This is a genomic window from Pseudomonas sp. BJa5 (assembly GCF_030272875.2).
Lineage (GTDB): Bacteria > Pseudomonadota > Gammaproteobacteria > Pseudomonadales > Pseudomonadaceae > Aquipseudomonas.
In genome coordinates this window covers 154,466-165,655 of record NZ_JALRNG020000007.1, presented here as the reverse complement: position 1 = coordinate 165,655, position 11,190 = coordinate 154,466, and the positions used below count along the sequence as shown (strand labels likewise).

General features: G+C 63.4%; 8 protein-coding genes. All 8 read left to right on the top strand.

Annotated features, from left to right (window positions below; genetic code table 11):
• The first annotated feature begins 259 nt into the window (after window positions 1-259).
• Window positions 260-436, top strand: coding sequence for a hypothetical protein (locus tag M2D63_RS06450; protein ID WP_003250005.1), 177 nt, complete (start codon window positions 260-262; stop codon window positions 434-436).
• Window positions 420-3,374 carry a sensor histidine kinase gene (locus M2D63_RS06445; RefSeq protein WP_285861992.1) on the top strand — a complete coding sequence of 985 codons (2,955 nt, stop codon included), beginning with the start codon at window positions 420-422 and terminating at the stop codon, window positions 3,372-3,374. The genes M2D63_RS06450 and M2D63_RS06445 overlap by 17 nt, the downstream gene beginning before the upstream one ends.
• A gap of 22 nt (window positions 3,375-3,396) precedes the next feature.
• Window positions 3,397-4,836 (top strand): sigma-54 dependent transcriptional regulator, encoded by a 1,440-nt coding sequence (locus M2D63_RS06440; protein WP_285861991.1) that lies wholly within the window; start codon window positions 3,397-3,399, stop codon window positions 4,834-4,836.
• Between the two features lie 699 nt (window positions 4,837-5,535).
• Entirely contained in the window at window positions 5,536-6,921 is a 1,386-nt protein-coding gene (locus M2D63_RS06435) for a polynucleotide adenylyltransferase PcnB (RefSeq protein ID WP_285861990.1), read from the top strand.
• A gap of 2 nt (window positions 6,922-6,923) precedes the next feature.
• Entirely contained in the window at window positions 6,924-7,400 is a 477-nt protein-coding gene (folK, locus tag M2D63_RS06430) for a 2-amino-4-hydroxy-6-hydroxymethyldihydropteridine diphosphokinase (RefSeq protein WP_285861989.1), read from the top strand.
• A 251-nt stretch (window positions 7,401-7,651) separates the two neighbouring features.
• Window positions 7,652-8,452 carry a 3-methyl-2-oxobutanoate hydroxymethyltransferase gene (panB, locus tag M2D63_RS06425; protein WP_285861988.1) on the top strand — a complete coding sequence of 267 codons (801 nt, stop codon included), beginning with the start codon at window positions 7,652-7,654 and terminating at the stop codon, window positions 8,450-8,452.
• Entirely contained in the window at window positions 8,449-9,306 is an 858-nt protein-coding gene (panC, locus tag M2D63_RS06420; protein WP_285861986.1) for a pantoate--beta-alanine ligase, read from the top strand. Before panB ends, panC begins: the two co-directional genes overlap by 4 nt.
• 125 nt (window positions 9,307-9,431) lie before the next feature.
• Window positions 9,432-11,096: a glucose-6-phosphate isomerase gene (gene pgi / locus M2D63_RS06415; protein WP_285861985.1), complete on the top strand. Its 1,665-nt coding sequence runs from the start codon at window positions 9,432-9,434 to the stop codon at window positions 11,094-11,096.
• Window positions 11,097-11,190 lie beyond the last annotated feature (94 nt).

The window sequence follows — 11,190 nt, the reverse complement described above, 5'->3', positions numbered from 1 at the left end:
GTGCTTCATGGGTAACTCCTCTTCAGGGGTGTTGTGGGGGGCTGCCCCTGTTTTGCGTGGGTTCTTTTTTCACGAATGGGGGGGCAACCCCCGCTCCTACCACCAGCAACAATCAGATACGTCAAAAGCCCAATAAATTCAAAACTTTGGCTAAATTGCGCCAGCCCGTTTGCAGCCGTCAGCCCATCCGTTACCATCGCCGCAGCCATTTGCGCCAATAATAAGTTCAAGCCGCAGCGCCCTAACCTTTGAGGCCAGCATGTATATCTATCGTTTGGTCCTGCTTCTGGTCGTGGGGATCTACCTGTTCTCCCCGGCCATCATGGACTGGTGGATCGAGCCAACCGGTGCCTGGTATCGCCCTTACCTGCTCTGGCTGATCCTGATCGTCGTGACCTTTATCCTGCAGAGCCAACGTGATGCCGATGAGCTTTAGCCTGACCCAGATGATCCTGATCAGCGCCGCCTACCTGCTGGTGCTGTTCGGCGTGGCCTGGGTCAGCGAACGCGGCATGATCCCGCGCTCGATCATTCGCCACCCCCTGACCTACACCCTTTCGCTGGGCGTCTACGCCAGTGCCTGGGCCTTCTACGGCTCGGTGGGCCTGGCCTACCAGTACGGTTATGGTTTCCTGGCCTGTTACCTGGGTGTTTCCGGGGCCTTCCTGCTGGCACCGGTGCTGCTCTATCCGATCCTCAAGATCACCCGCACCTACCAGCTGTCATCGCTGGCCGACCTGATCGCCTTTCGCTTTCGCAGCACCTGGGCCGGAGCCCTGACCACGGTGTTCATGCTGATCGGCGTGCTGCCGCTGCTGGCCCTGCAGATCCAGGCCGTGGCCGACTCCATCAGCATCCTCACCGGCGAGCCGGTCAAGGCCCGGGTGGCCCTGGCCTTCTGCGCCCTGATCACCCTGTTCACCATCTTCTTCGGTTCCCGGCACATCGCCACCCGGGAAAAGCACGAGGGCCTGGTATTCGCCATCGCCTTCGAATCGGTGATCAAGCTGCTGGCCCTGGGCGGTATCGGCCTGTATGCCCTGTACGGCGTGTTCGGCGGCCCGCATCAACTGGAAGTGTGGTTGCTGCAGAACCAGACGGCCCTGGCCGCGCTGCATACCCCCTTGCAGGAGGGCCCATGGCGCACCCTGCTGCTGGTGTTCTTCGCCTCGGCCATCGTCATGCCGCACATGTACCACATGGCCTTCACCGAGAACCTCAACCCGCGCTCGCTGGTCAGCGCCAGCTGGGGCCTGCCGCTGTTCCTGCTGTTGATGAGCCTGGCCGTGCCGCTGATTCTCTGGGCCGGCCTGAAGATGGGCGCCAGCACCAGCCCGGAATACTTCACCCTGGGCCTGGGCATCGCCGCCAACAACCAGGCGCTGGCCTTGCTCGCCTATGTCGGCGGGCTATCGGCGTCCAGCGGGCTGATCATCGTCACCACCCTGGCGCTATCGGGCATGGCCCTGAACCACCTGGTGCTGCCGCTGTACCAGCCACCGGCCGAGGGCAACATCTACCGCTGGCTGAAGTGGACCCGCCGCGCCCTGATCGTCGCCATCATCGCCGCCGGCTTCGGCTTCTACCTGACCCTGGAAAGCCAGCAGGACCTGGCCAACCTCGGCATCGTCGCCTTCGTCGCCACCCTGCAGTTCCTGCCGGGCGTGCTCTCGGTGCTGTACTGGCCGACCGCCAACCGCCGCGGCTTCATTGCCGGGCTGCTGGCCGGGATCCTGGTGTGGATGGTGACCATGCTGTTGCCGCTGGTGGGCAACCTGCAGGGCTTCTATATCCCGCTGCTGAACATGATCTACGTGCTCGACGACACCAGCTGGCACATGGCGGCCATCGCCTCGCTGGCGGCGAACGTGCTGCTGTTCACCCTGATCTCGCTGTTCACCAACGCCAGCAACGAAGAAGTCAGCGCCGCCGAAGCCTGTGCCGTGGATAACGTGCGTCGCCCGCAGCGACGCGAGCTGCATGCCGCCTCGCCCCAGGAGTTCGCCACGCAACTGGCCAAGCCGCTGGGTGCCAAGGCTGCACAGAAGGAAGTGGAGCAGGCCCTGCGCGACCTCTACCTGCCCTTCGATGAACGCCGCCCCTACGCCCTGCGCCGCCTGCGCGACCGGATCGAAGCCAACCTCTCGGGCCTGATGGGCCCCAGCGTTGCCCAGGACATGGTGGAAACCTTCCTGCCGTACAAGTCCGGCAACGAAAACTACGTGACCGAAGACATTCACTTCATCGAAAGTCGTCTGGAAGACTATCACTCGCGCCTGACTGGCCTTGCCGCCGAGCTCGACGCCCTGCGGCGCTACCACCGCCAGACCCTGCAGGAATTGCCCATGGGCGTCTGCTCGCTGGCCAAGGACCAGGAAATCCTGATGTGGAACAAGGCCATGGAAGAGCTCACCGGGATTGCCGCCAAGCGCGTGGTCGGTTCGCGCCTGACCACCATCGGCGAACCCTGGCGCGGGCTGCTGCTGGGCTTCATCAACGTGCCCGATGAACACCTGCACAAACAGCGCCTGGGCCTGGACGGCCAGACCCGCTGGCTGAACCTGCACAAGGCGGCCATCGACGAACCCCTGGCGCCGGGCAACAGCGGCCTGGTGCTGCTGGTCGAAGACCTCACCGAAACCCAGGCCCTGGAAGACAAGCTGGTGCACTCCGAACGCCTGGCCAGCATCGGTCGCCTGGCCGCCGGGGTGGCCCACGAGATCGGCAACCCGGTCACCGGCATCGCGTGCCTGGCGCAGAACCTGCGCGAAGAGCGCGAGGAAGACGGAGAGATCACCGAACTGAGCAGCCAGATCCTCGAGCAGACCAAACGTATCTCGCGCATCGTCCAGTCGCTGATGAGCTTCGCCCACGCCGGCAGCCACCAGCACAGCGACGAGCCGGTGTGCCTGGCCGAAGTGGCCCAGGACGCCATCGGTCTGCTGGCCTTGAACCGGCGCAATTTCGAAGTACAGTTCTTCAACCTGTGCGACCCCGAGCACTGGGTCGATGGCGACCCGCAGCGCCTGGCCCAGGTCCTGATCAATCTGCTGTCCAACGCCCGCGATGCCTCGCCTCCCGGCAGTGCCGTGCGGGTCAAGAGCGAGGCCAGCGAACATACCGTCGACCTGATCGTCGAGGACGAAGGCAGCGGTATTCCGAAAAACATCATGGATCGTCTGTTCGAACCCTTCTTCACTACCAAGGACCCGGGCGAAGGTACCGGACTGGGGCTTGCTCTGGTCTATTCCATCGTGGAAGAGCATTATGGACAAATCACCATCGACAGCCCGGCCGATACCCAGAGCCAGCGTGGCACCCGGATCCGTGTGACCCTGCCGCGTCATGTCGTAGCGACGTCCGCTGTGAACTGAGACCGTCGAGAGAATTGAATCAATGCCTCACATTCTGATCGTCGAAGACGAAACCATCATCCGCTCGGCGCTGCGTCGACTGCTGGAGCGTAACCAGTACCAGGTCAGCGAAGCCGGCTCGGTCCAGGAAGCCCAGGAACGCTTCAGCATTGCCACCTTCGACCTGATCGTCAGCGACCTGCGCCTGCCTGGCGCCCCGGGCACTGAACTGATCAAGCTCGGCCAGGGCACCCCGGTGCTGATCATGACCAGCTACGCCAGCCTGCGCTCGGCCGTCGACTCGATGAAGATGGGCGCGGTGGACTACATCGCCAAGCCTTTCGACCACGACGAGATGCTCCAGGCCGTGGCGCGCATCCTGCGCGACCGCCAGAACGCCCCGGCGGTACCTGCCGAAGCGCGCGGCAACGGCAAGAGTGCCACCGCCGACAAAGGCGCCAGCACTGCCGCCAACGGCGAGATCGGCATCATCGGCTCCTGCCCGCCCATGCAGGATCTGTACGGCAAGATCCGCAAGGTCGCCCCCACCGATTCCAATGTGCTGATCCAGGGCGAGTCGGGCACCGGTAAAGAGCTGGTCGCCCGCGCCCTGCACAATCTTTCGCGCCGGGCCAAGGCACCGATGATCTCGGTGAACTGCGCGGCCATTCCGGAAACCCTGATCGAGTCGGAACTGTTCGGCCACGAGAAAGGCGCGTTCACCGGCGCCAGCGCCGGTCGTGCCGGCCTGGTCGAAGCGGCCGACGGCGGCACCCTGTTCCTCGACGAAATCGGCGAACTGCCGCTGGAAGCCCAGGCCCGCCTGTTGCGCGTGCTGCAGGAAGGCGAGATCCGCCGGGTCGGCTCGGTGCAGTCGCAGAAGGTCGATGTGCGCCTGATCGCCGCGACCCACCGCGACCTGAAGAACCTGGCCAAGCTCGGCCAGTTCCGTGAGGACCTCTACTACCGCCTGCACGTCATCGCCCTCAAGCTGCCCGCCCTGCGCGAGCGCGGCGCCGACGTCAACGAGATCGCCAACGCCTTCCTCGCCCGCCAGAGCGCGCGCATCGGCCGTAACGACCTGCGCTTCGGCCACGATGCCGAACAGGCCATTCGGCACTACTCCTGGCCAGGTAACGTGCGTGAACTGGAGAACGCCGTGGAGCGCGCGGTGATTCTGTGCGAAAGCCCGGAAATTTCCGCCGACCTGCTGGGTATCGATATCGAACTGAGCGACCTGGACGACGACGAGCCGTTCGCCAGCCTGCCCGGCAATGGCAGCCCGGCCAACGCCACCAGTCACGAACCGACCGAAGACCTGTCGCTGGAGGACTACTTCCAGCACTTCGTCCTCGAGCACCAGGACCACATGACCGAGACCGAACTGGCACGCAAGCTCGGGGTCAGTCGCAAGTGCCTGTGGGAGCGCCGCCAGCGCCTGGGCATCCCGCGGCGCAAGAGCGGTGCCACCAGCGACAGCTGATCCCTTTCAGCTGTCACCGGGGGGTGCCGGCGGTAACACAGTCGTTTCGCGACAAACTGTTACCCTGCCACAATCTCGTAACAAAAACCGGGGCTTACGGTAACGAAGCCCCGGTTTTTTTTCGCCCCATTTACACCCCGAAATCGCTGCAACCCCTTGTTTTACTGGGGTTTGCAAAAGTTGGCACGGCACCTGCTATATGTTTGGTACAAGAACAATAACAAGCACTGCAAAAGACAATAAAAATAAGACGAATCGGCTCACGCACAATAAGAACAAGACGGCGGAGACGCAGCTAACTGATTCTTTTGGAGAGGAGTTGTTTTTGGGGCTCGCCCCACAACCAGGCAGAGAACAACAAAAACTGCACTCTAGCAGAGCCTGAACTGGTTGGATCACATGATCATTGCAACCTCAGCGACCAAAGCAATCCGTTTGCTCTTGATCCCGGTTAGGGATACCGCCCACAAGCTTTCTTTGTGGGCAGGGCGCTCAACAAAAACAAGAAGCCCGGCAGAAAAACAATAAGAGCACGCAACTACTTCTTGGGGAGCTTCGGCTCCCCTTGTAGTTTCTCCCCTTCCCCGCGCCCCTAGACGCGACCGCCTACACCATCTCGCCAGTAAATGCTAGAATCCCCGGCCATCATGCGGCCATTCCTGATTCCTTGGCCGAACATTCCTTCAAACAGTGCATCCCATGCTGAAGAAGCTGTTCCAGTCGTTCCGTCCTCCCGTACGTGGTCCGCACCACAAGCGCACCACGCCTGAAGTGATCAATAGCGGTCAACATTCGCTGCAACGTGGCCAGTTCAGTCGTCATGCGGTGAGCATCGTCGAGCGCCTGCAAAACGCTGGCTACCAGGCCTATCTGGTCGGTGGCTGCGTGCGCGACCAACTCCTGGGCATCACCCCCAAGGACTTCGACGTCGCCACCAGTGCCACCCCTGAACAAGTCCGCGCCGAGTTTCGCAATGCGCGCATCATCGGCCGCCGTTTCAAGCTGGTTCACATCCACTTCGGTCGTGAAATCATCGAAGTCGCCACCTTCCGCGCCAACCACCCGGAAAGCGAAGCGGAAGACAGCCACACCTCGTCGCGTAACGAGAGCGGGCGGATTCTGCGCGACAACGTCTATGGCACCCTGGAAGAAGACGCGCAACGCCGTGACTTCACCATCAATGCCCTGTACTACGATCCGGTCAGCGAGCGCATCCTCGACTACGCCAATGGCGTACACGACATCCGCAACCGCCTGATCCGCCTGATCGGTGACCCGACCCAGCGCTACCAGGAAGACCCGGTGCGCATGCTGCGCGCCGTGCGTTTCGCCGCCAAGCTGAACTTCGGCATCGAGAAGCACACCGTGCAGCCGATCCGCCAGCTCGCACCGATGCTGCGCGAGATTCCGGCCGCCCGCCTGTTCGAGGAAACGCTCAAGCTGTTCCTCTCCGGCCAGGCTGCCGACACCTTCGAGATGCTGGTCGACCTGCAGCTGTTCGACCCACTGTTCCCGGCCAGTGCCGAGGCCCTGGAAGAACACCCGACCTACACCCACACCCTGATCAGCCAGGCCTTGATCAACACCGACCTGCGCATCAAGCAGGGCAAACCGGTGACCCCGGCCTTCCTGTTCGCTGCCCTGCTCTGGCCGGCCCTGCCGGGTCGCGCGCTGCGCCTGCAGAGCCGCGGCATGCCGCCGATCCCGGCGATGAACGAAGCCGCCCACGAGCTGATTGCCGAGCAGTGCCAACGCATCGCGATCCCCAAGCGTTTCACCATGCCCATCCGCGAGATCTGGGACATGCAGGAACGCCTGCCACGGCGCAGCGGCAAGCGTGCCGACCTGCTGCTGGACAACCCGCGCTTCCGTGCCGGCTACGATTTCCTGTTGCTGCGTGAAAGCGCAGGCGAGGAAACCGATGGCCTGGGCCAGTGGTGGACCGACTACCAGGACAGCAACGACAGCGAGCGGCGCGACATGATCCGCGACCTGGGCAGCCGTGACGAAGGTACCGGCGCCGCCCCGCGCAAACGCAAGCGCAGCCCGAGCAAGCGCAAGCGCGCCGACGGTGCGGGCGAATAACCATGGAGCGCGTGTACATCGGCCTGGGCAGCAACCTGGATGAACCGCAGGAGCAACTGCACAGCGCCGTCGAGGCGCTGGGCCAGCTTCCTGCTACGACGGTAGCGGCGGTTTCTGCGTTCTACAGCAGCGAATCGCTGTCGCCTGGCCAGCCGCGCTACACCAACGCCGTCGCCGCCCTGGACACCACCCTGGCGCCCCTGGAACTGCTCGACGGCCTGCAGGCCATCGAAACGGCCCAGGGCCGCGTGCGCCTGGAGCGCTGGGGCCCGCGCACCCTCGACCTGGACATCCTCCTGTACGGCGACCAGGTCATCGACATCCCGCGCCTGAAGGTGCCGCATTACCACATGCAGGCACGACCGTTCGTCCTCTATCCCCTGGCCGAACTGGTCGCCGAAGACTTCGTGCTGGCCGACCGGCGCCGCCTTGCGCAGTTACTGGCAGATTGCCCGTTCGTCGGCCTGGAACGCCTGTAGCCGGGCGTTTGCCCACGCGGTAACGCCCGTAGCGGCGTAATCGTAACAATGCGGTAACAGGGTAATTGACTTCAGCCCCCTCCCTCACGACTATAGGCGTCCCGTGGCGCCTGCGCGCCGCAAAAAGGCGTATATAGGCCTGGAACAGGTCGTAACCAAAACACCACGATCGATGATGTGCTGTTCCAGAAGATGAATACATGCGTTGTACGCAGTCGTTTTTCACAGCGCCTGAACGAGGATTCCTTTTCATGCCAGAAGTAACCCTGACCACCCTGCAGAGCCTCAAGGCCAAGGGTGAAAAAATCACCATGCTGACCTGCTACGACGCGACCTTCGCCCAGGCCGCCAGTCGCGCCGGCGTGGAAGTCCTGCTGGTGGGTGACTCCCTGGGCATGGTCCTGCAGGGCCATGACAGCACCTTGCCGGTCACCACCGCCGAGATGGCCTACCACACCGCGTGCGTCAAGCGCGGTAACGAAGGGGCCCTGATCCTCGCCGACCTGCCGTTCATGGCCTATGCCACCGCCGACCAGGCCTTCGCCAACTGTGGCGCCCTGATGCAGGCTGGCGCCCACATGATCAAGGTCGAAGGCGCGGCCTGGCTGGCCGAGACCATTCGCCTGCTGGCCGAGCGCGGCGTGCCGGTGTGCGCGCACCTGGGCCTGACCCCGCAGGCGGTCAATATCCTCGGCGGCTACAAGGTCCAGGGCCGCCAGGAAAACCAGGCCCGGCAGATGCGCGCCGACGCCATTGCCCTGGAGCAGGCGGGTGCCGCCATGCTGCTGCTCGAATGCGTACCCAGCGAACTGGCCGAAGAGATCACCCAGGCGGTGAGCATCCCGGTCATCGGCATCGGTGCCGGCAGTGCGACCGATGGTCAGGTGCTGGTGCTCCACGACATGCTCGGGCTGTCGCTGACTGGCCGGGTGCCCAAGTTCGTGAAAAACTTCATGACCGGCCAGAGCGACATCCAGGGTGCGCTCAAGGCCTATGTAACAGCCGTCAAGGACGTCAGCTTCCCAGGCAGCGAACACGGGTTCAGTGCATGAATACAGTCAAGACCGTCCGCGAACTGCGCGCCGCCGTGGCGCGTGCACGCAGTGAAGGCAAACGCATCGGTTTCGTACCGACCATGGGCAACCTGCACAGCGGTCATGCCGCGCTGGTGACCAAGGCGGCGCAACGCGTCGATTTCGTAGTCGCGAGCATCTTCGTCAACCCGCTGCAGTTCGGCCCCAGCGAAGACCTCGACAAATACCCGCGGACCCTCGCCGCCGACCAGGAGACGCTGCTCCAGGCCGGTTGCCACCTGCTGTTCGCCCCGACCGTCGAAGAGATGTACCCCGACGGCATGGCCGGCCAGACCCGGGTCAGTGTTCCACAGCTGTCCGAAGGGCTCTGCGGCGCCAGCCGCCCGGGCCACTTCGAAGGTGTGGCGACCGTGGTCAGCAAGTTGTTCAACATGGTCCAGCCGGACCTGGCCGTGTTCGGCCAGAAGGACTTCCAGCAGCTGGCGGTGATCCGCGCGCTGGTGCGTGACCTGAACATGCCGATCCAGATCATTGGCGAGCCGACCGTGCGCGCCGAAGACGGCCTGGCGCTGTCGTCGCGCAATGGCTACCTGAGCCAGGAGCAGCGCGATGTCGCCCCGGCGCTGTATCGCGTGCTCACTGGCATGGCCCAGGCCATCGAACAGGGCCAGCGCGACTACCCGGCGCTGATCGCCCAGGGCCAGCAACAACTGGTCGATGCCGGGTTCCGCCCGGATTACCTGGAAGTCCGCCAGGCCCTGAGCCTGCGCCCGGCCACGGCCGAAGACCGCGATCTGGTGATTCTGGTGGCCGCCATCCTCGGCGCCACCCGCCTGATCGATAACCTGCACCTTAATCTGGACGACAAGTAAAACGGGTCGTCAGCTGCCCCCTCTCCCGGTAAATCAGGCTGCATGCCTATAATTGGCATCAGCCTGCTAACAGGTCGCTTTTTCCAGTGTCCAAGGCAGTTCAAGCAATAAGGAAACCTGCAGCGATGGCGTATTACCGCACCCCTCACGATGTCACGACCTTGCCCGCATGGCAGGCACTTGAACAGCACCGCGAAGCCATGCAGGACTTCAGCATGCGCGAAGCGTTCAATGCCGAACCCAAACGCTTCGAACAGTTTTCCCTGAGCACCTGCGGGCTGTTCCTCGATTACTCGAAGAACCTGATCAACGACCAGACCCGTAGCCTGCTGGTCAACCTGGCCAATGAGGTCGGTTTGCAGGAGGCGATCAAGGCCCTGTTCGCCGGCGAGATCCTCAATGCCTCCGAGGGCCGCCCTGCCCTGCACACCGCCTTGCGCCGCCCGGTGGGCGACAAGCTGAGCGTGAACGGCGTCAACGTGATGCCCGAGGTGCACAAGGTCCTCAACCAGGTCACCGAGCTGGTCGGTCGCATTCACGACGGCCTGTGGCGCGGCTACAGCGAAAAACCAATCACCGACGTGGTGAACATCGGTATCGGCGGCTCGTTCCTCGGCCCCGAGCTGGTCTCCGAAGCACTGCTGCCTTATGCCCAGCGCGGCGTACGCTGCCATTACCTGGCCAATATCGACGGCAGTGAGTTCCATGAGCTGTCGGCCAAGCTGCGTGCCGAAACCACGCTGTTCATCGTTTCGTCGAAATCCTTCAACACCCTGGAAACCCTGAAGAACGCCCAGGCGGCGCGCGGCTGGTACCTGGCCCAGGGTGGCTCGGAAGCCGAGCTGTACAAGCACTTCATCGCCGTTTCCAGCAACAAGGCCGCCGCCGTGGCCTTCGGTATCCGTGAAGAGAACATCTTCCCGATGTGGGACTGGGTCGGTGGTCGCTATTCGCTGTGGTCGGCCATCGGCCTGCCGATCGCCCTGGCCATCGGTACCGCCAACTTCAAGGAGCTGCTGTCCGGTGCCTACACCATGGACCAGCATTTCCAGAACGCACCGTTCGAGCAGAACATGCCGGTGCTGCTGGCCCTGCTGGGGGTCTGGTACGGCAACTTCTGGGGTGCGCAGAGCCACGCGATCCTGCCGTACGATCACTACCTGCGTAACATCACCAAACACCTGCAGCAGCTGGACATGGAGTCCAACGGCAAGAGCGTTCGCCAGGACGGCACGCCGGTCAATCACGACACCGGTCCGGTGATCTGGGGCGGCGTCGGCTGCAACGGCCAGCATGCCTACCACCAATTGCTGCACCAGGGCACCCAGTTGATCCCGGCGGACTTCATCGTCCCGGTGGTCAGCTTCAACCCGGTGGCCGACCACCACCAGTGGCTGTACGCCAACTGCCTGTCCCAGAGCCAGGCCCTGATGCTCGGCAAGACCCGCGCCGAGGCCGAAGCCGAGCTGCGCGACAAAGACATGAGCGAAGCCGATATCCACAAGCTGGCACCGCACAAGGTGATCCCGGGCAACCGTCCGAGCAACACCCTGGTGGTCGAGCGCATCAGTCCGCGTCGCCTTGGCGCACTGGTGGCGATGTACGAACACAAGGTCTTCGTACAGAGCGTGATCTGGGGCATCAACGCCTTCGACCAGTGGGGCGTGGAGCTTGGCAAGGAGCTCGGCAAGGGCGTCTACCAGCGCCTGACCGGTGGCATCGAGGACGCGGCCGAGGACGCTTCGACCCAGGGCCTGATCAACTTCTTCCGCAGCCGTCACCGCGGTTGATCCTGCCGGTGTTACCCCTGGCCGAACGAACACGGCCGGGGGTAACAGCTACACTGTCCTGACATTCTTCGAGCCCGTCCCGCGCGGGATCGTG

Excerpts from the sequence above, each read along its gene's own strand:
- folK (WP_285861989.1), top strand. The coding sequence starts at position 6,924 with ATGGAGCGCGTGTACATCGGCCTGGGCAGCAACCTGGATGAACCGCAG.
- M2D63_RS06440 (WP_285861991.1), top strand. The coding sequence starts at position 3,397 with ATGCCTCACATTCTGATCGTCGAAGACGAAACCATCATCCGCTCGGCG.
- M2D63_RS06445 (WP_285861992.1), top strand. The coding sequence starts at position 420 with ATGCCGATGAGCTTTAGCCTGACCCAGATGATCCTGATCAGCGCCGCC.
- M2D63_RS06435 (WP_285861990.1), top strand. The coding sequence starts at position 5,536 with ATGCTGAAGAAGCTGTTCCAGTCGTTCCGTCCTCCCGTACGTGGTCCG.
- pgi (WP_285861985.1), top strand. The coding sequence starts at position 9,432 with ATGGCGTATTACCGCACCCCTCACGATGTCACGACCTTGCCCGCATGG.
- panC (WP_285861986.1), top strand. The coding sequence starts at position 8,449 with ATGAATACAGTCAAGACCGTCCGCGAACTGCGCGCCGCCGTGGCGCGT.
- panB (WP_285861988.1), top strand. The coding sequence starts at position 7,652 with ATGCCAGAAGTAACCCTGACCACCCTGCAGAGCCTCAAGGCCAAGGGT.
- M2D63_RS06450 (WP_003250005.1), top strand. The coding sequence starts at position 260 with ATGTATATCTATCGTTTGGTCCTGCTTCTGGTCGTGGGGATCTACCTG.